General features: G+C 74.6%; 22 protein-coding genes and 1 pseudogene. 9 read left to right on the top strand and 14 right to left on the bottom strand.

Annotated elements, in window-relative coordinates; genetic code table 11:
• Positions 1-5: 5 nt before the first annotated feature.
• From Athai_RS01680 to Athai_RS01665, 4 genes and pseudogenes are all read left to right on the top strand, one after another.
• Complete coding sequence (locus Athai_RS01680) at positions 6-863, top strand: RNA polymerase sigma-70 factor (protein ID WP_239156655.1); 858 nt, start codon at positions 6-8, stop codon at positions 861-863.
• Between the two features lie 102 nt (positions 864-965).
• Positions 966-2,727 (top strand): annotated as a pseudogene (locus tag Athai_RS01675) (MFS transporter).
• 198 nt (positions 2,728-2,925) lie between these two features.
• A complete protein-coding gene (locus Athai_RS01670; RefSeq protein WP_203965266.1) occupies positions 2,926-3,588 on the top strand; it encodes a futalosine hydrolase in 663 nt (220 codons plus the stop codon).
• Positions 3,585-4,412 carry a 1,4-dihydroxy-6-naphtoate synthase gene (locus Athai_RS01665; RefSeq protein WP_203959822.1) on the top strand — a complete coding sequence of 276 codons (828 nt, stop codon included), beginning with the start codon at positions 3,585-3,587 and terminating at the stop codon, positions 4,410-4,412. Before Athai_RS01670 ends, Athai_RS01665 begins: the two co-directional genes overlap by 4 nt.
• A 24-nt stretch (positions 4,413-4,436) precedes the next feature.
• Here the strand turns inward: Athai_RS01665 and Athai_RS01660 are convergent, their stop codons facing one another.
• From Athai_RS01660 to Athai_RS01635, 6 genes are all read right to left on the bottom strand, one after another.
• Positions 4,437-4,706 (bottom strand): hypothetical protein, encoded by a 270-nt coding sequence (locus Athai_RS01660; protein ID WP_203959821.1) that lies wholly within the window; start codon positions 4,704-4,706, stop codon positions 4,437-4,439.
• A 152-nt stretch (positions 4,707-4,858) separates the two neighbouring features.
• Positions 4,859-5,509, bottom strand: a complete 651-nt coding sequence (locus Athai_RS01655; RefSeq protein WP_239156653.1) for a GNAT family N-acetyltransferase — start codon at positions 5,507-5,509, stop codon at positions 4,859-4,861.
• A gap of 209 nt (positions 5,510-5,718) precedes the next feature.
• Entirely contained in the window at positions 5,719-6,105 is a 387-nt protein-coding gene (locus tag Athai_RS34665; RefSeq protein WP_203959819.1) for a cold-shock protein, read from the bottom strand.
• A gap of 277 nt (positions 6,106-6,382) precedes the next feature.
• The gene (gene larE, locus Athai_RS35015) at positions 6,383-7,828 is read right to left on the bottom strand and encodes an ATP-dependent sacrificial sulfur transferase LarE (protein ID WP_203959818.1); all 1,446 of its coding nucleotides are present in this window, start codon (positions 7,826-7,828) and stop codon (positions 6,383-6,385) included.
• Between the two features lie 96 nt (positions 7,829-7,924).
• Entirely contained in the window at positions 7,925-8,725 is an 801-nt protein-coding gene (locus Athai_RS01640) for a glycerophosphodiester phosphodiesterase (RefSeq protein ID WP_203959817.1), read from the bottom strand.
• 310 nt (positions 8,726-9,035) lie between these two features.
• Positions 9,036-9,215 (bottom strand): hypothetical protein, encoded by a 180-nt coding sequence (locus tag Athai_RS01635; RefSeq protein WP_203959816.1) that lies wholly within the window; start codon positions 9,213-9,215, stop codon positions 9,036-9,038.
• Positions 9,216-9,321: 106 nt separating this feature from the next.
• On the opposite strand from Athai_RS01635, the gene Athai_RS01630 reads away from it, so the two are divergent.
• Positions 9,322-11,640 carry a helicase-associated domain-containing protein gene (locus tag Athai_RS01630; RefSeq protein WP_203959815.1) on the top strand — a complete coding sequence of 773 codons (2,319 nt, stop codon included), beginning with the start codon at positions 9,322-9,324 and terminating at the stop codon, positions 11,638-11,640.
• Positions 11,641-11,647: 7 nt separating this feature from the next.
• Here the strand turns inward: Athai_RS01630 and Athai_RS01625 are convergent, their stop codons facing one another.
• Positions 11,648-12,001, bottom strand: coding sequence for a hypothetical protein (locus Athai_RS01625; RefSeq protein ID WP_203959814.1), 354 nt, complete (start codon positions 11,999-12,001; stop codon positions 11,648-11,650).
• Positions 12,002-12,081: 80 nt separating this feature from the next.
• Here Athai_RS01625 and Athai_RS01620 point away from each other — a divergent pair, with 80 nt between their 5' ends.
• From Athai_RS01620 to Athai_RS01610, 3 genes are all read left to right on the top strand, one after another.
• Entirely contained in the window at positions 12,082-14,655 is a 2,574-nt protein-coding gene (locus Athai_RS01620; RefSeq protein ID WP_203959813.1) for a M28 family peptidase, read from the top strand.
• A 495-nt stretch (positions 14,656-15,150) separates the two neighbouring features.
• Positions 15,151-16,800 (top strand): DNA repair helicase XPB, encoded by a 1,650-nt coding sequence (locus Athai_RS01615; RefSeq protein WP_203959812.1) that lies wholly within the window; start codon positions 15,151-15,153, stop codon positions 16,798-16,800.
• 155 nt (positions 16,801-16,955) lie between these two features.
• Entirely contained in the window at positions 16,956-17,738 is a 783-nt protein-coding gene (locus tag Athai_RS01610; RefSeq protein WP_203959811.1) for an SH3 domain-containing protein, read from the top strand.
• A gap of 199 nt (positions 17,739-17,937) precedes the next feature.
• Here the strand turns inward: Athai_RS01610 and Athai_RS01605 are convergent, their stop codons facing one another.
• Both Athai_RS01605 and Athai_RS01600 read right to left on the bottom strand, forming a co-directional pair.
• Positions 17,938-18,498 (bottom strand): hypothetical protein, encoded by a 561-nt coding sequence (locus Athai_RS01605; protein ID WP_203959810.1) that lies wholly within the window; start codon positions 18,496-18,498, stop codon positions 17,938-17,940.
• 42 nt (positions 18,499-18,540) lie between these two features.
• A complete protein-coding gene (locus Athai_RS01600; RefSeq protein WP_203959809.1) occupies positions 18,541-18,891 on the bottom strand; it encodes a DUF4031 domain-containing protein in 351 nt (116 codons plus the stop codon).
• A gap of 176 nt (positions 18,892-19,067) precedes the next feature.
• On the opposite strand from Athai_RS01600, the gene Athai_RS01595 reads away from it, so the two are divergent.
• Positions 19,068-19,610 carry a GNAT family N-acetyltransferase gene (locus Athai_RS01595; protein WP_203959808.1) on the top strand — a complete coding sequence of 181 codons (543 nt, stop codon included), beginning with the start codon at positions 19,068-19,070 and terminating at the stop codon, positions 19,608-19,610.
• Here the strand turns inward: Athai_RS01595 and Athai_RS01590 are convergent, their stop codons facing one another.
• The 5 genes from Athai_RS01590 to Athai_RS01570 all read right to left on the bottom strand — a co-directional run bounded on the left by Athai_RS01590 (position 19,611) and on the right by Athai_RS01570 (position 25,699).
• Positions 19,611-20,204, bottom strand: coding sequence for a P-loop NTPase family protein (locus Athai_RS01590; protein ID WP_239156652.1), 594 nt, complete (start codon positions 20,202-20,204; stop codon positions 19,611-19,613).
• A gap of 45 nt (positions 20,205-20,249) precedes the next feature.
• The gene (locus tag Athai_RS01585; RefSeq protein WP_203959807.1) at positions 20,250-21,086 is read right to left on the bottom strand and encodes a hypothetical protein; all 837 of its coding nucleotides are present in this window, start codon (positions 21,084-21,086) and stop codon (positions 20,250-20,252) included.
• 341 nt (positions 21,087-21,427) lie between these two features.
• A complete protein-coding gene (locus Athai_RS01580; protein ID WP_203965264.1) occupies positions 21,428-23,164 on the bottom strand; it encodes a glycerol-3-phosphate dehydrogenase/oxidase in 1,737 nt (578 codons plus the stop codon).
• A 329-nt stretch (positions 23,165-23,493) separates the two neighbouring features.
• Positions 23,494-24,396 (bottom strand): RNA polymerase sigma factor SigJ, encoded by a 903-nt coding sequence (gene sigJ, locus Athai_RS01575; RefSeq protein ID WP_203959806.1) that lies wholly within the window; start codon positions 24,394-24,396, stop codon positions 23,494-23,496.
• A gap of 133 nt (positions 24,397-24,529) precedes the next feature.
• The gene (locus tag Athai_RS01570; protein ID WP_203959805.1) at positions 24,530-25,699 is read right to left on the bottom strand and encodes an NAD(P)/FAD-dependent oxidoreductase; all 1,170 of its coding nucleotides are present in this window, start codon (positions 25,697-25,699) and stop codon (positions 24,530-24,532) included.
• Positions 25,700-25,758 lie beyond the last annotated feature (59 nt).

The raw sequence follows: 25,758 nt of genomic DNA, 5'->3' as shown, positions 1-25,758 counted from the left end.
GGGCGGTGAGCGACGAGTTCGAGCAACACCGCCGGCTGCTGCTCGGCCTCGGGTACCGGATGACCGGCAGCATGTGGGACGCCGAGGACCTGGTGCAGGAGGCGTACCTGCGGTGGCGCCGCACCGACCGCGACCAGGTACGGGACGCGCGCGCGTTCCTGCTGACCGTGGTGTCCCGGCTCGCGTTGGACCAGCTCCGGTCGGCGCGGGCGAAGCGGGAGACCTACCCCGGCCCGTGGCTGCCCGAGCCGGTGGCGACCGACGCGCTGGATCCGCTGGACACCGCCGAGCTGCGGGACACCGTCTCGTACGCGACGATGCACCTGCTGGAGCGGCTGTCCCCACCGGAACGCGCGGTGTTCCTGCTCCGCGAGGCGTTCGCGCTGCCGTACGACCGGATCGCCGGGATGCTCGACCTGACCGCCGGCGCCTGCCGGCAGATGCACCACCGGGCCACCCGGCGGCTCGCCGACGGCCCGGACCGGTACCAGCCGTCGGCGGACGAGCATCGGGAGATCCTGACCAGGTTCCTCGCCGCCGCGCGCGGCGGCGACCTGGCGCAACTGACCGCGCTGCTCGCCGAGGACGTCACCGCCTGGAACGACGGCGGCGGCAGGGTACGGGCCGCGCTGCGGCCGGTGTCCGGCCGGGACAACGTGCTCGCGTTCGTGGCCGGGCTGGTCGCCCGGTACCCGATCGGGGCGACCGAGATCGTCGAGGTGAACGGGTCGGTGGCGCTGCGGCTGAGCGTCGACGGCGGCCAGCAGGTCGTCACGGCGGCCGTGCGGGACGGGCGCATCCAGCACCTGTTCGCCGTGCTCAACCCCGACAAGCTGCACCACCTGCACCCCGGTACCAGCTGAGCCGCCGCCGGCCCGGCACCGGGTTCACCCACCCGCACCGCACCGCCACCCGGCCGGCGGGATCGCCGGCAGAGATGGCCCCGCTGCTCTCGGTACGTCAGGATGGGGGGCATGTCCTGGCTGCGTCCGGTTGCCGTCGTCCTGCGGTTGATCGTGCGCTGTGTGACCGGCGTCGTCGGTGCGGTGGAGTGGCTGACCCGGCGCGCGGCCGGCCGGGTGCGCACCGCGCGCGACCGCGGTGGCGCCGGCGACACCGGGATGATCCGGCTGCTCGACCTGCACGCCGCCTCGTGCGCCGGGGACGCGCTGGTCGCGATCGGGCTGGCCGGCACGATCTTCTTCGCCGGCGCGACCAGCGAGGCCCGCACCAAGGTGGCGCTCTACCTGCTGGTCACGATGGCGCCGTTCGCGCTGCTGGCGCCGGTGGTCGGGCCGCTGCTCGACCGGTTCCGGCACGGCCGGCGGTACGCGCTGGCGGTGACGTTCCTCGGCCGCGCCTTCCTGGCCTGGGTGATCTCCGACCAGATGAACACGATCGCGCTGTACCCGGCCGCGTTCGGGGTGCTGGTGCTCTCCCGGTCGTACGGGGTGGCCCGGTCGGCGGCGGTCCCCCGGCTGCTGCCGCCCCGGCTCGGCCTGGTCGAGGCCGGCGCCCGCGCCTCCCTGTTCGGTACCGTCGCCGGCGGCGTCATCGGTGCGATCGGGGTGGCGCTGGCCTGGCTCGGCCCGCAGTGGCCGCTGCGGCTGGCGACGGTGGTGTTCGTGTTCGGCATGGTGGTGGCGCTGCGGCTGCCGCCGAAGGCCGACTCCGAGCCGCCGGAGACACCGCCGCGTATCTTCCAGGTCTTCCGCTCGGTCGGCGTCAAGGTGTTGACCGGGCGGCTGGTGTGGGCCGCGCTCGCCGGTAGTGCCACGCTGCGCGCCGGGTACGGCTTCCTCACCCTTTTCTTCGCGTTCCGGATCCGGGAGGGCGACTTCGCGGTCCGCCTCGCCGGCTACCAGCTGCCGCAGACCGCGCTGCTGGCGCTGGTGGTCGGCGGCCTCGGGGTCGGCTCGTTCCTCGCCACCGCGGTGTGCACCCGGCTGACGATCCGCCGACCGCTGCTGCTGCAGGCGATCGGGCTGGCGCTGACCGGTCTCGCCGGGATCGCCGCCGCCGTCTTCTACACGGCCTGGACGGCGGCGGCGCTGTGCCTGCTCACCGCGTTCTGCTCGGGCGTGGCGAAGCTGTCGGTGGACGCGATCATCCAGGAACGCATCGGGGAGAAGCTGCGCGCGTCGGCGTTCTCGCACTCCGAGACGCTGCTGATGCTGGCGTTCGTGCTCGGCGGCGCGATCGGCCTGATCCCGCTCGGCGGTACCACCGGGGTGGCGATCCTCGCCGCCGGCGTGCTGGCCGCGGCGGTGCGAGTCGGCTGGTGGGCCCGGTCGCTGCGGGCCGAACGGCTGCGCGGTGTCCCGCGGCGAGGATCGGAGGACGACATCCCGACCGAACGGGTCGAGGCGGCGGCGCGGCCGGCCGGCGGTACCGGCCGGCACCCCGGGACCGAACGGGCCGACACCGAACGGAGCCGGCCCGGCGCCGGCGCGACCGACCGCGGCGGGGCGGACCTGGGTGCGTCCGACCGGGGCGGGGCCGGTCGGACCGGGGCCGGGTCGACCCGTCGGATGCCGGGCGCGACCACCTCGGCCGCCGACGAGTCAGACACCGAACCGCTGGTCCCGCCCGGCTACCACCTGTACCGCCCGCACCGCGACACCCCGCCGGAAGGCTGACGCCGCCAGGCGCGAACACGGCCGGCAGGCCGCGTCGCCGGCCGGGCGCGCGTCACCGGACGGCACGCTGCTCACCGGTGCCCGATGAACCACCGGCCCGGGGTCACGGCCCGTTGCGGCGTCCCTTTGCTCTGGACACTCACCTGCACCACCAGCGGTGCACTGGAGTGCGCAGAGCAAAGGACACCAGCCACACACCCCCGCCGGGGCCGGCGTCGGTTCCGCGGGGCGGGCAGGTCTGTGAGGATGCGAGGTGGCTCGGCGGCGGTGCTTCAATGGGCGGATGCTGCCTCGCCTGCTGATCGCCACCGCGGTGGCCGCCGAACGCGACGCGGTGCTCGCCGGGCTCGGCGGCGCCACCGTCCTTCCGGACCCGCTCGCGCCGAACGCGGCCGAGGTGACGGTGGTCGAGGTCGGCGTCGGCCCCACCCAGGCCGCCGCGGGCACCTCCCGCGAGATCGCCACGGCGATCGCCGACAGCGCGCCGTACCAGGCGGTGATCTGTGCGGGGATCGCCGGCGGCTACCCCGGCCGGGCCGAGATCGGCGATGTCGTCGTCGCCACCGCGAGCATCGCCGCCGACCTCGGCGCCGAGTCGCCCGGCGGCTTCATCCCGGTCGACGAGCTCGGCTTCGGCGTCAGCCGGTTCGCCGCCGACCCGACGCTGTTCCCGCTGCCGGCCGGCGCCATCGGCGGCGAGATCCTCTCCGTCAGTACCGCCACCGGTACCGCGGAGACCTGCGCCGCACTGACCACCCGGTTCCCGGAGGCGGTCGCCGAGGCCATGGAAGGATTCGGGGTCGCGACGGCCGCGGCGCAGCAGGGCCTGCCGTTCGCGGAGGTACGGGCGATCTCCAACCTGGTCGGCCCGCGCGACACCGCGAGCTGGCGTTTCGATCTCGCCCTGGCCGCCCTGACCAGGACTTTCTCCATCCAGGGGGTCGCATGACGAACCTTTCGCTGGCGTTCTCGCCATGCCCGAACGACACGTTCGTGTTCCACGCGCTGGTACACGGGCTGGTACCGGGGGCACCGAAGTTCGACGTCACGTTCGCGGACATCGACGTGACGAACAACGCCGCCGAACGCGGCACGTACGACCTGGTCAAGGTGAGCTACGCGGCGCTGCCGTGGCTGCTCGACCGGTACCAGCTGCTGCCCTGCGGCGGCGCGCTCGGCCGTGGCTGCGGCCCGCTGGTCCTGACCGCGGGCGCGACCGCCGACCCGGCCGCGCTGCGCGGCGGCACCGTGGCGGTGCCCAGCGACCGGTCCACCGCCTACCTGCTGTTCCGGCTGTGGGCGGCGGACTTCGCGCCGGCCCGCGTCGAGGTGGTGCCGTTCGACACCATCATGCCGGGCGTCGCCGCCGGCCGGTGGGACGCCGGCCTGGTCATCCACGAGGCCCGCTTCACCTACCAGCACCACGGCCTGAGCAAGCTCGCCGACCTCGGCGAATGGTGGGAGGGGACGACCGGGCTGCCGATCCCGCTCGGCGCGATCCTGGCCCGCCGGGACAGCGTCGACGCGGCCGCCGCCACCGACTGGATCCGCGACTCGGTCCGGTACGCGTGGGCGCATCCCGACGCGAGCCGCGACTTCGTGCTCGCACACGCGCAGGAGATGGACCCGTCGGTCGCCCAGCAGCACATCGACCTGTACGTCAACCACTTCACCGCCGACCTCGGCGACGAGGGCTACGCAGCCGTCGACGCCCTGCTCACCCGCGCCACCGCCGCCGAGATCATCCCACCGCTCCCCGGCCCGCTCCGCTGACCGCCCCGGGTTCGTGGCAGCCGGTCACCCCCGACCGGTTGCCATGAAGTCGGTCTCACGTGGTGCGGAGACTGCGCGGAGGATCTCGTCGGTCTCCCGCGGCTCCAGCACCCGCTGCACGACCAGTTCCGGCGGCATCGCCTGGTAGCAGCGAGCGTTCGCCCAGGCCATGGCCCCGAGCGGCGGCCGGACCAGCAGGATCCGCCGCCCGCCGACCGGAGTGATGTCGGCGGGCACCCCCTCGACGACCACGAGCGGTTCGTCGTCGAGCACCCGACACAGCCCGACGAGCATGCCGGCCTCCGGCAGCCCGCGCTCAGCAACGCGTCGATCTGGCTGCTCAACGGCGACGACACGGCGCACACCGTACGCAGCCGGGCAGCGGGCCGCGATCCCGGCTGCCGGAAACCGACGAACAGGACGGGACGATGGAAGCGCCGACCGGATCAGAGGCCGAAGAGGGGGAGGCAGGGGGCGAGGCCGTCGACGGCGACGGGCGGGTGCTCGCCGCCGAGCCAGCCGGCGCGGGTGAGGCGGAGCCGGTGCGAGACCAACGCCTCGTCGCCGCGGGCGTCGACACTGATCCCGTCCGGCTGGTACCCGAGCTTGCGGGAGACGCCGCAGGACGCGGCGTTGTCCGGGAACACCTCGGTACGGGCGGCGCGCGCACCCAGGTGGTCGAACGCCAGGGCGAGCAGGCCGGTCCTGGCCTCGGTGCCGTACCCCTGACGCTGGTGGGCCAGGCCGAGCCAGGACGAGGTGGTCACCTCCCGCACGACCCGGAAGTCGGTGCCGCGCAGCGTGACCGACCCGACCGGTTCACCGTCCCGGAACACCCCGAGGCCGAGGCACCACGACGCCGGCTGCCACTCGGCCAGGTCCGACCAGTGACCCCGCAGCACCCGCCGGGCCCGGTCGGTGGGGCTGCCGTCCGTCCAGGGCGTCAGGAACGGCCGCTGGTCCGGCCGGTGCACGCCGCGACCGGCGAGCTCGGCCAGCGCCGCCAGTTCGTCGTCCCGGGGCAGCCGCAACTCGATCCGGCCGGTCCGCAGCACGAGCCCGAACAGCGGCCACACATCCGTCAGCACGGCAGCCATCCTGCCGGCCCGGCCACGGCCGCGCCACGGCGTTTCCGACCGCCGGCCACCCTTTCTGCCAGGACTCGTCAGACTCCGTTGCTGGGCGGGGACGCGAGCGAGCCGCGCCTGGGGCGATCCCTGGCAGGGCCGAGCAGGGCCCGTGTGCGGACGCTCTCGGGTCCGACGACAACGCCGCGAGGGGCGCCCCCAGGCGCGGCACAGCGACCTTAATTCTCCAGCTCGCGGGCGACGGCGTGCACGAGTTCGGCGATCTTGGCGGAGGCCTTGCGGTCGGGGTAGCGGCCGTGCCGCAGCCCCGGTTGCACCTTCGCCTCCAGCACCTTGATCATGTCCTCGATCAGGCCGTGCAGCTCCTCCGGCGGGCGACGGCGCAGCTCCGACAGCGACGGCGGCGCATCCAGCAGCCGGACCGACAGGGCCTGGTTGCCCTTGCGGCCCTCGACGACGCCGAACTCGACCTTCTGGCCCGGCTTGAGCGCGGCGGCACCGGCCGGCAGCGCGGCCTTGTGCACGAACACGTCACCGCCCTCGTCCTGGGTCAGGAAGCCGAAGCCCTTCTCCGCGTCGTACCACTTGACTCGCCCGGTGGGCACCGCGCACCTCGTATCTCGTCCGCGCGACACCCCGGCCGCGCGTGGCTGTCCCCGCGGCGGCTGCCGCGCGTGAAGTCGCGCACCGCCGCACCACGAGTGGTCGACGGCGACACACGATCGGGCGGCCGTACCGCGCCGCCCGTACCAAGATTATCCGCCCGTGCCCGACTCCGGCGACCGAGCTTTCGCCCCCGCCCGGCCCCGACCGACCGAGCCGCCCGCCACACCGCACCACCTGGAGAATCGCCGTGAAGCAGTGATCCCAGCCCCGCGACTGCTACCGAAACACCTCGGGGTCGGGCAGAAGTTCGTTCATCGCGCCGGAGCGGAAGCCGCGCGGGTCGACGGTGACCGTGTCGAAGTCGGCGAGCCCGGCGAGCAGGTCGGGCCGGTCCCGCACCGCGCCGACCAGGTCGGCGTCGACCTCCACCCGGGCGCCGTCGGCGCCGAGGTCGCGCACCCGCAGGTTCCGCACCGGGATGCCGGCACCGGTCAGCGCGCTGCGCAGGGTCGTCTCGGCGCGCTCCACCCGGCGCAGCTTCGCTGGGCTGATCTGGATCCCGTACGCGATCCGGCTGGACAGGCACGCCGCGGCCGGCTTGTCCCAGGTGGACAGCCCGAGCTCGCGGGAGGCGTACCGGATCTGCGCCTTGGTCAGCCCGGCGTCGCGCAGCGGGGTCACCGCACCGCGCTCGGACGCGGCCCGGATGCCCGGCCGGAACCCGGCGACCGCGTCGTCGGCGTTGGTACCGGTGGCCACGTGCTCGATGCCCAGCTCGGCGGCGAGCGGGCCGACGGTGTCGAGCAGCTCCGCCTTGCAGAAGTAGCACCGGTCGCCCTCGTTGGCCCGGTAGCCGTCCCGGCGCATCTCGTGGGTACCGGGGGTCAGGTGCCGGACGCCGAGCCCGGCGGCGAACTCGCGGGCCGCGGCCAGCTCCGCGGCCGGCAGGCTCGGGGAGATCGCGGTGGCGGCCACCACCTGCCCGGCGCCGAGCACCCGGACCGCCTCGGCCAGCAGGAACGCCGAGTCGGCGCCGCCGGAGAACGCGACCACCAGGCTGCCCAGCTCGGCCAGCCGGGCCCGCAGCGCGGCCAGCCGCCGCTCCCGCAGGAAGTCGTCGAGTACGGCGGGGAACCCGGTCAGGTCGGGCAGCACGACGTCGGCGCCGGCCGCGGTGAGCTGCTCGGCGGTGCACCCGCCGGTGGTGACGCCGACCGAGTACGCCCCGGCGGCGCGGCCGGCCGCCATGTCGGCGGTGTGGTCGCCGACGTAGACCGCGGCGGCCCGCTCGGCCAGCGCGGCGCGCTTGCCGTCCGCCCAGGCCGAGCCGACCAGCTCGGCGACCTCGAACCCGGCGGCGTCCAGGTGCCGGCGGGCGCCGTCGGGATGCTTGGCGGTGATCACCACGGCGCTGCCGTGCTGGGCGCGGACCGCGGCCAGCGCGTCGACCACGCCGGGCAGCACCCGCTGGGCGGCGACGTGGTCGGGGTAGACCTCCCGGTACCGGTCGACCATCGCCGGGACCTCGTCGGCCGGGAACCAGTTGGCCAGTTCGTCGGCCAGTGGCGGCCCGAGCCGCCCGACGACGGCGTCCACGTCGATGTGGGTGCCGGTCTCCGCGGCCAGCAGCCGGTACACGGCGCCGATCGCGGGACGGGTGTCCAGCAGCGTCATGTCCAGGTCGAACCCGACGACCAGTGGGGGAAGCTCGGCGGCGGTCATGCCACCGAGCCTACGCAGGTACCGGCCGGGGACGCTGTTGCCGATGCCACCGTCGTGCCGGTGACCGGCACACCTCCGCGGGCCGGCGCCGATGGCTCAGTTCAGCTGCGGGGACGCACCGAAGGTGGCGGTGAACAGGTCGGGGCGGTTGGAGATGATCCCGTCCACGCCGGCGGCGACCGCGGTCCGCATGTCGTCCGGTTCGTCCACCGTCCACACGTTGACCGCCATGCCGAACTGGTGCACCTGCTCGATGTACTCGGCGGTCAGCCCCACCGCGTGCGGGTTGATCTGGTCGCAGAAGGTGGCGAACCCGACCAGCTGCTCCGGGGTCGGTGCGCCGAGGAACCCGACCGGGACGCGGGGCAGCACGGCGCGCAGTTCCCGGATGAACTCCTCCTCGAAGCTCTCCACGATGACCTGGCCCGGCGCGGCGAGCCACTGGGCGCGCTGGTCGCGCAGGATGTGCGCGATCTGGCCGGCCATCCCCGGGTAGCTGCTGGGGGTCTTCGCCTCCAGCAGCAGCCGCAGGTGGTGCCCGGCGAGTACGTCCATCGCCTCGTCCAGGGTCGGCACCCGCTCACCGGCGAACCGCGCGTCGAACCAGCTACCGGCGTCCAGCTGCCGCAGCTCCGCCAGCGTGAACGCGTGTACCGGCGCCTCCGCGCGGTCCGGGAACACCCGGGCCACGTCGGTGGTGCGGGCCGGGGTCGGGTCGTGCATGACGACCAGGTGCCCGTCCAGGGTGCGTCGTACGTCCAGCTCGACGGCGGCGGCATGGTGCGTCGCGGCCGCGGCGAACGCCGCGAGGGTGTTCTCCGGCGCGAGCCCGGAGGCGCCCCGATGCGCGTAGTTGACGACCCGCAGGGCAGGCGGCACCGCGGTATCGGTTGGCATGCTCACTCCTCGTGGCACAGGGCGTCCTGCGTGAGCGCCGTGCACTGCCGAACTCAGCGCCGAGTACAGGGCTCGTTCTGTGCCGAAGCCTCAGACGATTGGGTGTACGGACAGTGACGGCGAACCGACGCGTCGGTCGACGTCGGACGAACCCTGAAGGGCGGGCACGACAATCCCCGCCACGAACCCGACGGAGCGGGTCGGACGGGGAGGAAGGGCCGGACCACCGGCCGCGACGACGCGCGGCCCGGTGGACGCTGGCGAACTGCTGCCCGGCACGACGGCACGCATTGCCGCGCTGCGACTGAACTCAGGAGTCGTGCTCGGCGGGCAGGTGGTAGACGATCCGATCGGCCGGCAGCGGGAAGGTCAGATCCTCGCCGAACGGCGAACCCGCGCCGGCCCGGTCGGAGAACATCTCGCTGATCGGCAGGTGACCCGGCTTGACCGGGCGGCCCTCGACCGCTTCCGGACCCGTGTGCGCCGACATATCTCCTCCTTGGCGCCAGGCGACTTCGGCAAGTCTGACACACGTCGGCGCCGGTCCGCCCGCCGGAGGGACCGGGCGGCGGCGGAGGCTCTACCGTTGGCAGACGATGCCCACACGTCTCGTCGATCAGCTGCGCGAGCTGTCCGACTCCCAGCTCGCCGCGCTGCTGGCCGCGCGCCCGGACCTCGCCGTGCCGGTACCTGCCGACCTGTCGGCTCTGTCCTCGCGTGCCCAGTCGCGGCTGTCGCTCGCGCGCGCACTGGAGCGGCTGGACCGGTTCACCCTGGAGATCCTGGACGCCGTCCGGCTGGCCGCCGAACCCACCGGATCGACCACCCTCGGCGATGTCGTGGCGTTGGCCACATCGGTACCGGAGGGCCGGGTCCGGGCCGCGCTGGCGTCCCTGCGCGAACTCGCGATCGTGTACGGGCCGGACCCCGAGCTGCACGTCGCGCACACCGTCGACGAGCTGTGCCCGCCGTACCCGGCCGGGCTGGGACGACCCGCGGCGGAGCTGGACCCGCAGGTCGCCGCGCTCGCCGCGGACCCGGGTGCGCTGCGCCGGGAGCTGCTCGCCGCGCCGCCGGCCGCGCGGGCGGTGCTGGACCGGCTCGCCGCCGGGCCCCCGGTCGGCACCGTGCGGGACCCGGACAGCGACGGCCCGGTGCGCTGGCTGCTCGACCACCGGTTGCTCGCGCCGGACCGGGTCGACACCGTCCAACTGCCCCGGGAGCTGGGGTTGGTGCTGCGCCGGGAGGTCGGCCCGCTGGGTGCGCTGCACCCCGACCCGCCGGTGCCGGACGCCCCGGTGCGGTCCGCGGGCTCGGTCGACTCGGCCGGCGCCGGTCAGGTGATGGAGGTGCTGCGGCTGACCGCGGCACTGTGCGACGCGCTCGCCGACCGGCCGGCGCCGGTGCTCAAGTCCGGCGGCCTGGGCGTACGCGACCTGCGCCGGCTCACCGAGACCCTGGGGTGCAGCGAGGGCGACTGCGCGCTGCTGCTGGAGGTCGCGGCCGCCGCGGCGCTGATCACCGACAGTGCCGTGGCCGGCGGTACCGACGGCGAGCTGCCGACCTGGCTGCCGACCGCCGGGTACGACGACTGGCGCGCGCTGCCGCCGGCGCAACGCTGGGTGCGGCTGGCGTACGCGTGGCTGGAGCTGCCGCGGCAACCCGGCCTGGTCGGTACCCGGGACGACAAGGACAAGGCGATCACCCCACTGTCCGGCGGCGCCGCCCGGCTGTCCGCGCCGGCGCTGCGCCGGGACGCGCTGGGGGTGCTGACCGAGCTGCCGGCCGGGGCCGCGCCGGCGGTCGACGACGTGGTGGCGCTGCTGTCCTGGCGGTCGCCGCGGCGGGCCGGCCGGGCCGCGGACGCGACCCGCTGGGCGCTCGCCGAGGCGGCCACCCTCGGCGTGACCGGCCGCGGCGCGCTCACCGGGTACGGCCGGGAACTGCTCGTCGAGGCGCCGGACGCGGACCCGGACCCGCTCGGCATCGAGCCGGTGCCGGCCGGGCCGGACCCGGCGGTACCGCTGGCGGAGCTGCTGCCGGCGCCGGTGGACACGGTGCTGCTGCAGGCCGACCTGACCGTGGTCGTACCGGGGCCGCCGGAGCCGGCGCTCGCCGCCGAGCTGGAACTGGTCGCCGACGTCGAGTCGGCCGGCCAGGCCGCCGTGTACCGGGTCACCAACGCGAGCGTCCGGCGGGCCCTGGACGCCGGGCTGACCGCCGCCGACCTGCACGCACTGTTCGCCCGCCGGTCCAGTACGCCGGTGCCGCAGGCGCTGACCTACCTGGTGGACGACGTGGCGCGGCGGCACGGCGGGCTGCGCGTCGGCGCCTGCTCGGCGTACCTGCGCAGCGAGGACACCGCGCTGCTGGCGCAGCTGGTCGCGGATCGCCGACTCGGGCTGCTGGCGTTGCGGCAGGTCGCGCCGACGGTCCTGATCAGCCCGTTCCAGGTGCACCGGCTGCTTTCCATGCTGCGCGACGCGGGGTACGCGCCGGTCGCCGAGGACGCCGGCGGGGTGGTGCTGGCGCAGCGGCCGGACCAGCCGCGCGCGGTGGCCCGGTCCCGGCCCCGGGTGGCGCCGCGGGAGCTGCCCGGCCGGCTCACCACCGACCAGCTCGACCAGGTGATCTCCGCGCTGCGCCGCGGCGAGCGGGCGGCGCGGGCGGCGAACCGGGCGCCGAACCCGGACGTGCGCTCCACCACCGACGCGATCACCGTGCTGCGCGAGGCGATCACCACCCGGCAGCGGATCTGGGTCGGGTACGTGGACGCGCACGGCGGCAACGTGTCCCGGCTGGTCCGGCCGGTGTCGATCGGCGCCGGCTACCTGCGGGCGGCCGACGACCGCACCGAGACGCTGCACACGTTCTCGCTGCACCGGATCGTCTCCGCCACCCCGGCCGAGGTCTGACCCGGCGCTACCGGCGGCGGGCGACGGACCGGACCGGCGGGTCGGCGGGCGATCCCGGCCCGGTCCCGCGCTGCCGGCCGGCGAGGCAGCACGCGCCGATCACCGACAGCACCACCAGCAGCCCGAACGCGACCCCGAACGCCTCGACCGCGGACTGCCGGGGCGAGGTGCCCATCCCGCGCCAGAAGACCAGGAAGCAGAGCACGATCAGGCCGGCCACGAACACCGCGCCCAGCGGTACGACCCAGCGCGGCGCGACCCAGACCAGGTCGTCGGTCTCGTCGCGGTGGGTGGCCGTGGCCGCCGGCGTGGCCTGCGGGTAGGCCGCCGGCACCGCCTCGTGCTCTCCCGGAACCGACACGTTGGCAGTATCGTCCGCGCTGGCGGCACGCGGGCCGGGTGGTGGCGACCGGGGCGCGGATGTCACTTCTGGATCCCCCGATGGAGGCGAAAGTGCTGCGTTGGCTGCCCGGCTGGGCCGCGATTCTGCTACTGACCGCCGGCACCGTGGCGCAGCTGGCGACGCCGGCACCGGCGCCGGCGGACGCACCCGCCGACCAGTTCAGCGCGACCCGGGCGTACGTGCACGTGCAGCGGCTCGGCGGGCACGTGCACCAGGTCGGCTCGGCGGCCCAGGACGCGAACCGGCGGTACATCCTCGGGCAGCTGGCCGCGGACGGGATCGACGCGAGGGTGCAGCGCGGTGTCGGGGTGAGCTCGTCGCTGGGCGCCGGCAGCCAGCTCGCCGAGGTGTCCAACGTGGTGGCCCGCATCCCCGGCCGCCGGTCGACCGGCCAGGTCGTGCTCGTCGCGCACACCGACTCGGTGCGGGTCGGGCCGGGTGGCTCGGACGACGGTGCCGGGACCGCCGCGCTGCTGGAGACGGCGCGGGCGCTGATGCACGGCCCGCGGCCGGACAACGACGTCGTGCTGGTCTTCACCGACGGCGAGGAGGCCTGCCTGTGCGGCGCCGCCGCGTACGTCGCGGCGCACCGCGACGAGGCGCCCGACTCGGTGGTGCTCAACCTGGAGGCGCGCGGCGGCGGCGGGCCGGTGGTGATGTTCGAGACCTCGCGGGACAACGCCGCGCTGGTGCGGCAGTTCGGCGCGCACGCGCGGTACCCGGTGGGCACCTCGTTCGCGGTGGAGATCTACCGGCGGCTGCCGAACGACACCGACTTCACGATGTTCCGCGAGGCCGGTTTCGTCGGCCTCAACTCCGCCTACATCGACGACTCGGCCGTGTACCACACCCCGCAGGACACCCCGGCCGCGATGGACCGGGGCAGCCTGCAGCAGCACGGTGCCAACGCGTTGGCGCTGGCGCGGGCGTTCGGCGGCGTCGACCTGACGAAGCGGTCCGGGACCGGAGACGACACGTACTTCCCGATGCTCGGGCTGCTGGTGCGCTATCCGGGCGCGATGGTGTGGCCGCTCGCCGCGCTGGCGGCGCTCGCCACGGCCGCGGCGGTGGGGCTGGCCCGGCGCCGCCGGCTGGTCACGCTGCCCCGGCTGGCAAGCGGCTTCGGGCTGGCCGTCCTGCCGCTCGCGGTGGCGGCGGTGCTGGCCCAGGCCGGGTGGGCGTTGCTGCGCCTGATCCGTCCCGGGTACGCCGGGATGCTGACCGGCGACCCGTACCATCCGGGCGTCCTCCGGCTCGCCGTGGTGTTGCTCGCGGCGAGCGTGCTGGCGCTGTGGTACGTGCTGCTGCGCCGGCGGATCGGCGGCGTGGCGCTGGCGCTGGCCGGGGTGTGCTGGCTCGCGCTGCTGGGGCTGGTGTTGGCCGCGTTCGTGCCGGGCGGCTCGTACCTGGCGGCGCTGCCGGCACTGTTCGCCGCGGGCGGCGTGCTGGTGGCGCTGCGCTGGCCGGCCGCCGCACCGGTCGCGTTCCCGCTCGGCGCGGTGCCGGCGGTACTGATCCTGGCGCCGACGGTGGCGCTGCTGTTCCCGGCGCTGGGCCTGGCCACCGGTGCGGCCGGCGCGCTGCTCGTGGTGCTCGCCGGGTTCGCCCTGGTGCCGCTGCTGACCCTGACGATCGGTGGCCGTACCGCCGGCCGGGTGGCCGACACGATCGCGCCCCGAGCAGCGACCGGGAACCGGGCCGACCCGCCGGCAGGCCCGGACCCGGCCGACCCGACACCGGCAGGCCTCGACCGGGCCGGCTCGGAGACGGCGAGCGAAGACCGGACCGGCTCGGAGACGGCGAGCGAAGACCGGGCCGACTCGGAGACGGCGAGCGAAGACCGGGCCGTTCCGCGGCTGGTGAGCGGCGACGGGGTGCCAGTGGATCGGCCGGGGTGGCGACGGCCGGTGTTGCTGCCGGCCGGGCTGCTGGTGTTGACGCTGGTCGCAGGGGTGATCGGGGTGGCCCGGTCCGGCTTCGACGCCGCGCACCCGGAACCGGCGCACCTGACGTACGCGCTGGACGCCAACACCGGCCGGGCGATCTGGGCGAGTTCCCAGGCCACCGGGCCGGACCGTGGCGCGGCGCAGCGCTGGCTGGACCATTTCGTCGGTACCGCCACCGAGCCGGTCGGCGACCGCTTCCCGGTGCTGGGTGGCCGCAGCGACGGCACGATGCGGACCGGGCGGGCGCGGCCGGCGGACCTGGCCGCACCGACGCTCACCGTGCTGTCGACCGGCCGGCCGGACGCCGACGGGTACGCCACGGTGCGGCTGCGGCTGCGCTCGGCGCGCGGTGCCCCGATCCTCGGCCTCTACCTGCCGCGCGGCGCCGCGGTGCGCTCGGCGCGGGTGCAGGGCGAGCCGGTGCGCACGCTGCCGGACGGCCGGTGGGCGCTCGCCGTCACGTTCTACGCCGCACCGGCCGCGGGCATCACGGTGACGCTGCGGCTGCAGGGCGCCACGCGGGCCCGGATCCTGGACGAGAGCGACGGCCTGACCGGACTGCCCGGGTACCGGCCACGCCCGGCGGACGTGAGCCCAGCGCCGGCGCACGACGCGGACGAGGCCGTGGTGGCACGCACCGTACGGGTGTCGACACACCGGCACTGAGAGCGTTCCAGCCGCTCTAACCGTCCCCTTGCCGTTTTCAGGAAGCTCCAAGGCTCGGGCCAGCTTCACCGCAGGTAACGGCGGCAGAGTGGCAGTTGTCAGCCAGCCGGCACGACAACCGGCCGGATCGCTGGGGGTAGTGATCCGACACGGTGACGGCGGCGTCCCTGATGGGGATCCAGGGGCGCATGGGCCGGTGCCACCGCAGGGGCGCGAGGATTGCGGTGGCACCGGCGAGCCGGCTGCATGATCCTGGTCGGCCTGGCCACAAGGTCGGCCTGGGGTCGGTGGCCGCCGGTCGGGTTCGACCGTTCCTTCCTCCCAATGGCTGGATTCCAACCGGCGGCGCTGCCGCGGTACCGGCGTGCCGGCAGCTCCCGCGCGCGCCCCGGTGACCACACCCCGGTGACCACGCCCCGGTGACCACGGTCCGGCGTTCCGCCATCCGGCGAGGCACACTAGAGGGTCCGCGCCGTTTCCGCTGGAGGCCGTCCCGTGCCCGAAGGTCCGCTGATCGTCCAGTCCGACAAGACCCTGCTGCTCGAGGTCGAGCACCCGGACGCGACGGCGTGCCGGATGGCGATCGCCCCGTTCGCCGAGCTGGAGCGCTCGCCGGAGCACATCCACACGTACCGGATCACCCCGCTCGGGCTGTGGAACGCCCGCGCCGCCGGGCACGACGCCGAGGGCGTCATCGACGCGCTGATCACCTTCTCCCGATACCCGGTGCCGCACGCGCTGCTGGTCGACATCGCCGAGACGATGGACCGGTACGGGCGGCTCCAACTGCTGAACGACCCGGCGCACGGTCTGGTCCTGCACGGCCTGGACCGGGCGGTGCTGGTCGAGGTGTCGAAGTCGAAGAAGCTGGCCGGCATGCTCGGCGCCACCGTCGCCGAGGACACCGTGGTGGTGCACCCGTCGGAGCGGGGCCGGCTCAAGCAGGCGCTGCTGAAGCTGGGCTGGCCGGCCGAGGACCTGGCCGGCTACGTCGACGGCGAGAAGCACCAGATCGGGTTGGACAACACCGACTGGCAGCTGCGCACCTACCAGGTGCAGGCGGCCGATTCGTTCTGGGCCGGCGGCTCCGGCGTGGTGGTGCTGCCGTGCGGCGCCGGCAAGACGATGGTCGGCGTCGCGGCGATGGCGCACGCCCAGGCCACCACGCTGATCCTGGTGACGAACACGGTCGCCGGCCGGCAGTGGAAGCGCGAGCTGGTCGCCCGGACCACCCTGACCGAGGACGAGATCGGTGAGTACTCGGGCGAGCGCAAGGAGATCCGGCCGGTCACGATCGCGACCTACCAGGTGTTGACCGCGCGGCGGAAGGGCGCGTTCACCCATCTCGACCTGTTCGGCGCCCGCGACTGGGGCCTGATCATCTACGACGAGGTGCACCTGCTGCCGGCGCCGATCTTCCGGTTCACCGCCGACCTGCAGGCCCGCCGCCGGCTGGGGCTGACCGCGACGCTGGTCCGCGAGGACGGCCGGGAGGCCGACGTGTTCTCGCTGATCGGCCCGAAGCGGTACGACGCGCCGTGGAAGGACATCGAGGCGCAGGGCTGGATCGCACCGGCGGAGTGCGTCGAGGTGCGGGTCACGCCCACCGACGCGGAGCGAATGGCGTACGCGACGGCCGAGCCGGACGAGCGTTACCGGTTCGCGGCGACCGTGCACACCAAGGTGCCGGTGGTGGAGGCGCTGGTGGCCCGGCACCCGGGCGAGCAGGTGCTGGTGATCGGTGCCTACCTCGATCAGCTCGACGAGCTGGCCGCCGACCTGGAGGTGCCGGTGATCGAGGGCAAGACCACGACCCGGGAGCGGGAGCGGCTGTTCGACGCGTTCCGGTCCGGCGAGCTGCGGGTGCTGGCGGTGTCGAAGGTGGCGAACTTCTCCATCGACCTGCCGGAGGCGGCGGTGGCGATCCAGGTGTCCGGCACGTTCGGCTCCCGGCAGGAGGAGGCGCAGCGGCTCGGCCGGGTGCTGCGGCCGAAGGCCGACGGCCGGCAGGCGCACTTCTACACCGTGGTCACCCGGGACACCCTGGACGCCGAGTACGCGGCGCACCGGCAGCGGTTCCTCGCCGAGCAGGGCTACGCGTACACGATCCTCGACGCGGACGACGTGCTCGGCTCGGCGACCTGAGCCGTCCGGCCACCGGCGGTGTCGGGCCGGCCGGACCGGTCCATGTTGGCAAGATCTTTCAGCGAGTTACCCAAAAGGCGGAAAGTTTCTCTAGCGTAGCGAGCGGACGACGACGACAATCTCCGACATAGCTCTCTTCTGCGAGAGGAGCGGAGATGTCCGTAGTTCCCGTCATCACCCGAAGCTGGGCCCGGGTGGCCGTCGCGATCGCCGGCGGCGCCATGCTCGCCCTGGTCTCGTTCGCCGCACCGGCCTCGGCCGCGGCCAGCGGCACCGTGCACACCGACAGCGGCGCCAGCGTCAACGTCCGATCCGGCCCGCACACCTCGGACGCGTCGGTCGGCTCCGTCGCCAACGGCGAGACGATCTCGATCGACTGCCAGACCTACGGCGACACCGTCACCGGCAAGTACGGCACCAGCAACGTCTGGGATCACGTGCCGGCCAAGGGCGGCTACGTCACCGACACGTACGTCTACACCGGCTCGGACGGCCTCGTCGCGCCGCTCTGCGCCGGTACCTCCACCAGCTGTTCGACCTCCGGCCTCGGTGACCCGCGCAGCTGCTCGCAGGCGGTCTCCTGGGCGGTCTCGCACGAGACCACCTCGTACGTGGCCGACTACTACAACCGGTGCGACCACGTGGTCGGCCTGGCGTACGGGTTCAGCGCGAGCGGTTCGTACACCGCGTACGACCACTGGCTCGCGGTGCCGTCGCAGTACAAGCACACCGGCGACACGAACGTGCCGGCGGGCGGGCTGGCGTTCTTCTCCGGCGGCGCCGGCCACGTGATGATCTCGATCGGCGACGGCAAGTTCGTCTCGAACGACATCCACGGCAACGGCACCCTGACCGAAACCACCATCAGCGAGATCAAGAACACCTGGGGCAAGCCGTACCTGGGCTGGACCCAGCCCTGGTTCCAGGCCAACCACTGATCCGGTCGCGACCGGTCGGCGCCGTCAGCGCGGCGTCCTCCCACCGGCCGGCGCCGCGCCCGGTAGGTGCTGCGTCGCCCCGGCCCTTGCCCCAGCGCCAGGGCCGGGGCGACGCAGCGGTTTCCGGCGCCCCTCAGAGCCGGAAACCTCAGGTGTCACGTCTGTCCGGTACCGATCGGACATCTGTCGACTCGGCACCTCAAATCGGTGTCGCCTTTCCCAGCAGCTCAACGATCGCGTTGAAGGTTGGTGTCTGTGCCGAGCCACCGCAGTTCACTCGGGTCAGCGTGAGGGAGCCCACGGTCAGCCGGTACGAGACGCCGTCGGCGCAGGTGTTCTTCGGCATCCGCAACCGCGCCTCCGCGGCCAGCTTGGGGTCGGTGACCAGCGCGGTGAGCCGGTCTCGCTGCGCCGCGGTCAACGTGCCGTGCTTGCTGCCGCTGCGCCCGGTGTAGGTCCAGGCGCCGTCGCCGTCGACGGTCAGCACGTCGTTCTTCCCGACGAAGCCACCGGTGGCCTGCAACCGCACCGATCCTGCCGGCGTCGCCGGGCTGGTCGACGCCCCGCCCGGCGGCGGGGTGGCGGACGCCGACCCGGACGGCGCCGGGGAGGCCGGCGGGCCGGAAGTGGCCGAGGCCGACGGCCCGATGCTCGCCCGCGATGAGCCGTCGGCGTCCGAACCGCCGCCGCTCGGCCCGCAGCCGGCCACCGCGAGCGCGGCGACCGCCACCGTCCCGAGTACCGCTGCCCGTGCGTTCATGACCGTTGGACGCGCCGGACGGCACGGGCGGTTCCCCGCGATTCAGGATTTCTCGGCACCGGGGCCGACCGCCCCGCCCGGGGGCAACGACCCGGCCGCGGGCGACGGGGCGGCCGGTGGGCGCCGGGGCCGGCCGCGACGCTTCGGGCGGCGCAGTCCGGCCGTGGTCAGCAGCCGGACCAGCTCCCGGGACGGCACCACCCGGGCGCCGAGCGTCACCGCCAGCCGGTGCGCCTCCGCGGTCAGGTCGTAGTGGTCGCGCTCGAACGCCCGCCGTGGCACCCCGCACGCCTCGGCGAAGGCGTGCAGTTCGGCCGGGGACGCGTCGCTGACCAGGTGCGACCACAGCCGGCCGCGGCCCGGCCAGCGGGGCAGATCGGTGTAGACGGTCACCTTGCTCCGTTCCGGCGAATCGTGGGACTGCGTCCCGTCCCCGCCGACCGTACGTCGGGCGCCGGGTACGGTGCACCCGCAGAACCTGCCGGGGCCTCCGATCCGCCGCGCCAGCCCAGCAGCCGGCCCGGTCGCGGGCTCCCGCACCGCCTCACCGAGACGACCGGGAGGACTCGATGGCGCACTCCGGCACCCCGCGCTGGGCCGGCGCGGACGACGTACCGGCGCTGCTGTCGCTGGTGCACGCCGCCTACCGGGCCGGACCGGAGTCGGCCGGCGGCTGGACCACCGAGGCGCACCTGCTGGACGGGCTGCGCGCCACCGACGACATGGTGCTGGCGATGATCGAGCAGCCGTCCGGCGGGGTGCTCTACTACCCCGACCCGGACGAGCCGGGGCGGCCGGTGGCCTGCTGCCAGCTGGAGTGGCACGGCGACACCGGCTACTTCGGCATGTTCGCGGTGCGTCCGGCCCGGCAGGGCGGCGGGATCGGCAAGCTGGTGCTGGCCGAGGCGGAGCGGCGGGTCGCCGCGCACGGCTGCACCCGGATGCGGATGACGGTGCTGTCCGCCCGCACCGACCTGATCGCCTTCTACCGGCGCCGCGGGTACGACACGACCGGCGAGACGCAGCCCTTCCCGTACGGCGACGACCGGTTCGGCACCCCGAAGCGCGACGACCTCACCTTCGTCGAGCTGGTGAAACCGCTGCCGACCTGATCACCGCCCGGCGCGATCACCGCCGTCGACGAACTCGCGCACCTGCCGGCGGGTGCGCAGCCGGACCAGCGGGGTTTCCGGCGCGTACCGGGCGATCGCGGCGAGCAGCCGACCACGGTGCCGGCGCCGGTAGGACCAGATGTAGCGCAGGAACTGCCACTCGATCCGCTCCGGGCAGCCGGGGGCGACGTCCGGCCGGCCGGTGCGGCGGAACCGCCAGCGCCGGCGCAGCGCCCGGTACCCGCACAGCGCCGGGGACAAGTCGGGAAACACGATCAGGTCCGCGCGCGGCAGCCGGATGTCCAGCGAGCTGCCGTAGTTGCCGTCCATCACCCAGGCGTCGCCAGCGGCCAGCTCGCGGCAGAGCGCGCGCCACGGCTCGCGGGCCAGCGCCACCCAGCCCGGCGTCCAGAAGTGGTTGTCCAGGTGGATCACGGGCAGCTCGTACCGCGCGCCGAGTGCCCGGGCCAGTGTCGACTTGCCCGAGCCGGAGCAGCCGACCACCAGGATCCGCCGCGGCGCCGCGGCGGCGGGTTCGGCTCGGTGCGGTGTCGCGCCGGTCTGGTGTCCGGCCCGGTGCGGTGACGCGTTCATACCCCTCCCCCGCGCGGCAACCGGTCCAGCGTAAGGGTCGGCGGGTCAGTCCCGGCGGCGTTGGAAGCGGTCGGTGAGGGTACCGGCGAGGACCGCGCCGGTCGCCGCGAGCGGCACCGCCGCGAGCGCGGTGGGGATCGGTGACCACGGCCAGGACTGCCCGCCGAACGGCAGCACCAGCAGGTACGCGGCGGCGGCCAGGGCGGGGCCGATGGCCGCCGCGGCGGCCCGGCTGCGCAGCGTTCGGGTGGACCAGACGATCCCGATCGCCGCACCGTAGAGCAGCGCCACGACCAGCCCGCCGAACCGCTGACCGCTGCCGGCGGCGCCGATGCCGAGGTCCGGATGGTCCAGGATCGGCGGTCGGCCCGGCCGGAGCAACCCGGCCAGTACGGCGAAGCCCCAGGTCAGCGCGATCCCGGTGGCGAGCCCGACGGCGGCGGCACGGTACCGCTGGGCGACGGCGGCGGCGACCAGGCCGAGCCCGGCGCCGAGCAGGACGTGCAGCACGACCCGGCCGGTGGCGACGTCGCCGCCGTAGATGGCGGCCCAGGCCGCGGACGAGGTGGCGAGCGGCACCGCGAGCAGGCTGCCGAGGCCGGCGGCGCCGAGCACGAACGCGTCCTGCGCGCGGCGGGCGTGGGTGATCCGGCGGGCGCTGAGCACGCCGAGCACGACACTGGCCGCCGACAGCCAGACGAGGGTGCCGAGTTCGATGCTGGACCACTCGCTGTTGGCGGCGGCGAACCGGAGCAACCCGCAGCGCTGCGCGACGAGGGTCTGCGCGACGCCGAACACGCCGCCGGCGGCAAGTGCGATGAGCGGCGTACCCGGGCGCCTGCCGCCGGCCGAGTGCGCGGCATTGGGTAATGCGGCCGCCATGGTCAACACGCTACGTACCCAGTTGCCGCCCCGATGTCACGGGAACATCACAAATAGATCAAGGCGGACAAGCGTCCAAATATTGGACAGCAATCGGGGCTTTTCGTCCCGATACGTGGTGCATTCCGGACTGCGCCCTCGACGACACCGTCCCGGGCGGTTGACACGCTCCGTAGATATTGTCGCAGCCGACACCGGCTCCGTCGCGCGCCGGGACAGTGACCCCTGTCGCGTTCCCCGGCCGGCCCGTTGATCATGGCGTTATCTCGGCGGAGAGCGCTTGCACCGGCGGACAACGCCACGATCAACGCGCCCGTCCGGCCTCGGAGGGGTGGCCGGGGTCAGAACAGCGGGGCGGTGACCGCCGGATCCGCGCCGTAACCGCGCACGTCCGGCGCGCCGAGCCGGGCCGCGTCGGCGGTACGGTCGTCCGGCTTGCGCTGCGACTCGCGCTCGGCGGCCACCCTGGTCAGGTAGTGCTCGATCTCCCGTTCCCGGGTCACGTCGTCCCAGCCGAGCACCGCGCCCATCAACGCGGCCACCGCCGGCGCCGTTTCGGTACCGCGGTGCGGCGTCTCGATGGAGATCCGGGTGCGCCGGGTCAGCACGTCGTCGAGGTGCAGCGCGCCCTCGGCCAGCGCGGCATAGTGGATCTCCGCGCCGAGGTACTCCGGTGCGCCGGGCAGCGGCCGGCCCAGCTCCGGGTCGCCGTCCACCAGCGAAAGGATCTCCAGTGCGAGCGCGCCGTACCGCTCCAGCAGGTGCTCCACCACGCCGACCGTGACGCCGTGCCGGGCGGCGATCGCGGCGCGGTGCGCCCACGCGGCGTGGAACCCGTCCGCTCCGGCCAGCGGCACCTGATCGGTGCGTGACGCCGGAGTACCCGGCAGCCGCCGCGCGGCGTGGTCGATCACGTCCCGGGCCATCACCCGGTACGTGGTGTACTTGCCGCCGGCGACGAGCATCAGCCCCAGCATCGGCTCGACCACCGCGTGCTCCCGGGACAGCTTCGAGCTCATCTCGGACTCGCCGGCGAGCAGCGGGCGCAGCCCGGCGTAGACACCCTCGATGTCGGAGTGCCGGATCGGCCGTTCGAGCACCGTGTTGACGTGTTCGAGCAGGTAGTCGATGTCCACCGAGGACGCCGCCGGGTGGGCCCGGTCGAGGTTCCAGTCCGTGTCGGTGGTGCCGATGATCCAGTGCCCGCCCCACGGGATGACGAACAGCACCGACTTCTCCGTACGCAGGATCAGCCCGACGTCACCGGAGATCACGCTGCGCGGCACCAGCAGGTGGATCCCCTTGCTGGCGCGGACGCGCAGGCCCGGCGCATTGCCGGAGGCGATCGGATCGCGCGTGTTGCCGGAGGCAGTCCGGCCGGTAGAGCCGTGGATCATCTCGGAGATGTCGTCCGACCACACCCCGGTCGCCGCGATGACCGTGCGGGCCCGCACGTCGAACTCGGCCCGCGACTCCATGTCGCGCACCCGGACGCCGGTCACCTCGCGGGCGTCCCGGATGATGCCGACGACCCGGGTCGAGGTGGCGATCGCCGCGCCGTAGCTCGCCGCCGACCGGGCCAGAGTCAGTACGTACCGGGCGTCGTCGACCTGTCCGTCGAAGTACCGGATGGCGCCGCGCAGGGTGTCCTCGGCGAGGCCGGGGAACAGCCGGTGCGCGCCGCGCCGGGACAGGTGCCGGTGCCAGGGCAGGCCCCGCCCGTACCCACCGGCGGCGGACATCGCGTCGTACAGCGCGACGCCGGCGCCGTAGTAGGGCCGCTCGAACCACTTCGTCAGCGGGACGAGGAACGGCACCGGGCGCACCAGGTGCGGCGCGAGCCGGGTCAGCAGCAGCCCGCGCTCCCGCAGCGCCTCGTGGACCAGCGGAAACTCCAGCTGCTCCAGGTAGCGCAGGCCGCCGTGGATCAGCTTGCTGGACCGGCTGGACGTGCCGGAGGCGTAGTCGCGCGCCTCGACCAGCGCGACCGACAGCCCGCGGCTCGCCGCGTCCAGCGCGGCACCGGCGCCGGTCACCCCGCCGCCGATGATCAGCACGTCGAACGTCTCGTCGCGCATCCGCGCGAGGTCGGCGGTGCGCCGGTCGGCCGACAACCGACTCGCCTGGTACCGGGAAACCGCGGGATCACGTCGCACCCGACCACCGTAGCCACCCGGGGCGGCGCTCCGGACCGGCACCGGTCCGATCTCACACCGCAGGCACCCGCGCGGCCCGCCGCCACCCGCCGGGAGCCCCGGGGGTGCGCACGAACCTCGGGGCGAGCGGCTACGCGGGGGCACGGTGTGGCGTCCGCGGGTGCCCGGCGCGGGGTCCGCCGGCTCACCGCGAGCGGGTACCCGGGTGCACGGCGCGGGACCCGGCGGCTCAGGGCGCGGGGCCCGGCGGCTCACGGCGCGGGTGGCGGGCCCAGCCGGTACACCGTGCCGGCGGTGAGGGCGGCCAGCTTGTCGGGGTTGGCGACGTTGTGGATCGCCGCGATCCGGCCCCGCTCGTCGAGATCCAGGGTGAACGCGCCGACGACCCGGCCACCGCCCCGGAACACGATCCCCGGGCCGCCGTTCACCTCTACCAGCTCCAGCGCCATGTCCGCCACGGCGATGCCCTGGTAGGTCCGGCCGCCGAGGGAGGCGAACATCGCCGCCACCCGGTCCGCACCGGTCAGCGGGCGGATCAGCTGCGGCACCCGGCCGCCGCCGTCGGTCCACACCGTCACGTCCGGCGCCAGCAACCGCATCAGCGTACCGAGGTCGCCGCCGGTCGCCGCCGCGACGAACCGCTCGGTGACCGCCTGCCGGCTCGCCCGGTCCGGGTGGAACCGCGGCCGCCGCGCCCGCACGTTCCGCCGCGCCCGCAGGCCCGCCTGCCGCACCGTGGGCTCGGACCGCTGGACCGCGGCGGCGATCTCGGCATAGCCGAAGCCGAACGCCTCGTGCAGCACGAACACCGCACGCTCCAGCGGGCTCAGCGTCTCCAGGACGACCAGCAGCGCCAGCGACACCGACTCCGGGTCGGTGTCGTCGGTGGCGGTACGGACCGGTTCGGGCAGCCACGGCCCGACGTACGCCTCGCGCCGGCGCTGCGCCGACCGCAGCCGGTCCAGCGCGAGGTTGGTGACGATCCGTACCAGGTACGCCTTCGGGTCGGCCACCGCCGACCGGTCCGCGGCGGACCACTTGAACCAGCTGTCCTGCACCGCGTCCTCGGCGTCGGCGGCGGTACCGAGCATCCGGTACGCCACCGAGAACAGCAGCCGCCGGTACGCCTCGAACGTCTCGTCGTCGCCGGTCATCGGCCGGCCCCAGCCGGCACCGCTGACCCAACCGGCACCGCTGACCCAACCGGCACCGCTGACCCAGCCGGCACCGCTGACCCAGCCGGCACCGCTGACCCCACCGGCACCGCTGACCCGGGCGGTGCGCCGGTCATCGGGTGTACCGGCCGCCGCGCGGCCACACCGACCCGGTGCCGGGCACCCGCTTCATCCGGCCGTACGTCGGCCACGGTGCGGCGCTCACGGTCTCTTTGTACCGAACGGCGAGCCGGCCGGTCAGGCAGATCCGGCGCGGCGCCCCGTCCGGCCGGGTGAACTGGACGACCGCGTCGCCCCGGCCCAGACTGATCGTCGTGTGGTAGTACCCGAACCGGAACGCGGGCGGCTCGTGGCCAGCCAGGACGGCAAGGATCGCGCGGGCCGCGTGCACCCCGGTCGGCATGCCGCTCTGGCAGGTGCCGTGCAACATCCCGTAGCCCTGCTCGATCGCCGCCGCGTCGCCGACCGCGTACACCTCGGGATGCGACACCGAGCGCAGCGCCGCGTCCGTGACGATCCGTCCCGCAGTGTCCACCGCCAGCCCGGCGACCGTGGCGAGCGGCGTGGCGCGCACCCCGCTGGTCCACAGCACCGTGCCGGCCGGCACGGTCTCGGCCGGCACCGTCTCGCTTCCGGCGAGCGCCACCCCGTCCGGCAGCACCTTCACGATCTCCACCCCGGTACGCACCCGGACGCCGAGCCGCCGCAGCGCGTCCCGCAGGTGCCGCCGGGCGGCCGGGCCGAGCGCCGCACCCGGCTCGGTACGGCCGAGCAGCGTCACCGTCGCCTGCGGGTGCTGCTCGGCGATCTCGGCCGCCGCCTCCACCCCGGTCAGCCCGCTGCCGCAGACCGCGACGGAGCCGCCGGAGTGCGCGAGCCGGCGGGCCAGCAGTTCGGCGTCGTGCCGCCCGTCCAGCACGTAGGCGTGCTCGTCGGCGCCCGGCACGCGGGTCGTGTCGGCGACGCCGCCCAGCGCGTACACCAGGGTGTCGTAGCCGAGCTCGCGCTCGTCGTCGAGCCGGACCACCCGGGCCGCCGGGTGCACCGCGGTGACCCAGCCGTACTCCAGGGTCACGCCGGTGCCCGCCAGCAGCGCGGACAGCCGCAGGTCGGCCACCTGCTCGCCGGCCGCGACCTGGTGCAGGCGGAGGCGTTCGGTGAACCGGTCGGTGGCGTTGACCAGCGTGATCGACACGCCGTCGGTTCGCTTCAGCCGTGCCGAGAGCACCACCGTCGCCGCGAGTCCCGCGTACCCGGCACCAAGAACCACGATCCTGTGCATCGCTCCGCCCTTCCTCGTCTCGATGCGGACACCCACGAGACGGGGCCTGGCAACACAGC

The organism is Actinocatenispora thailandica (assembly GCF_016865425.1).
GTDB lineage: Bacteria > Actinomycetota > Actinomycetes > Mycobacteriales > Micromonosporaceae > Actinocatenispora > Actinocatenispora thailandica.
The sequence above is the reverse complement of the archived record's forward strand: the minus strand, read 5'-3'. Positions and strand labels throughout refer to the sequence as shown.

What these genes read in the sequence shown, in the direction of transcription:
- Athai_RS01635 (WP_203959816.1), bottom strand. Translation starts at nt 9,215, where the DNA reads ATGTCGGCGCACACGGGTCCGGAAGCGGTCGAGGGCCGCCCGGTCAAG.
- Athai_RS01655 (WP_239156653.1), bottom strand. Translation starts at nt 5,509, where the DNA reads ATGGCTGCCGTGCTGACGGATGTGTGGCCGCTGTTCGGGCTCGTGCTG.
- Athai_RS01570 (WP_203959805.1), bottom strand. Translation starts at nt 25,699, where the DNA reads ATGCACAGGATCGTGGTTCTTGGTGCCGGGTACGCGGGACTCGCGGCG.
- Athai_RS01660 (WP_203959821.1), bottom strand. Translation starts at nt 4,706, where the DNA reads ATGCTCGTCGGGCTGTGTCGGGTGCTCGACGACGAACCGCTCGTGGTC.
- Athai_RS01585 (WP_203959807.1), bottom strand. Translation starts at nt 21,086, where the DNA reads ATGGCGGCCGCATTACCCAATGCCGCGCACTCGGCCGGCGGCAGGCGC.
- Athai_RS01665 (WP_203959822.1), top strand. Translation starts at nt 3,585, where the DNA reads ATGACGAACCTTTCGCTGGCGTTCTCGCCATGCCCGAACGACACGTTC.
- sigJ (WP_203959806.1), bottom strand. Translation starts at nt 24,396, where the DNA reads ATGACCGGCGACGACGAGACGTTCGAGGCGTACCGGCGGCTGCTGTTC.
- Athai_RS01640 (WP_203959817.1), bottom strand. Translation starts at nt 8,725, where the DNA reads ATGCCAACCGATACCGCGGTGCCGCCTGCCCTGCGGGTCGTCAACTAC.
- Athai_RS01590 (WP_239156652.1), bottom strand. Translation starts at nt 20,204, where the DNA reads ATGAACGCGTCACCGCACCGGGCCGGACACCAGACCGGCGCGACACCG.
- Athai_RS01580 (WP_203965264.1), bottom strand. Translation starts at nt 23,164, where the DNA reads ATGCGCGACGAGACGTTCGACGTGCTGATCATCGGCGGCGGGGTGACC.
- Athai_RS01610 (WP_203959811.1), top strand. Translation starts at nt 16,956, where the DNA reads ATGTCCGTAGTTCCCGTCATCACCCGAAGCTGGGCCCGGGTGGCCGTC.
- Athai_RS01605 (WP_203959810.1), bottom strand. Translation starts at nt 18,498, where the DNA reads ATGAACGCACGGGCAGCGGTACTCGGGACGGTGGCGGTCGCCGCGCTC.
- Athai_RS01630 (WP_203959815.1), top strand. Translation starts at nt 9,322, where the DNA reads ATGCCCACACGTCTCGTCGATCAGCTGCGCGAGCTGTCCGACTCCCAG.
- Athai_RS01595 (WP_203959808.1), top strand. Translation starts at nt 19,068, where the DNA reads ATGGCGCACTCCGGCACCCCGCGCTGGGCCGGCGCGGACGACGTACCG.
- Athai_RS01620 (WP_203959813.1), top strand. Translation starts at nt 12,082, where the DNA reads ATGGAGGCGAAAGTGCTGCGTTGGCTGCCCGGCTGGGCCGCGATTCTG.
- larE (WP_203959818.1), bottom strand. Translation starts at nt 7,828, where the DNA reads ATGACCGCCGCCGAGCTTCCCCCACTGGTCGTCGGGTTCGACCTGGAC.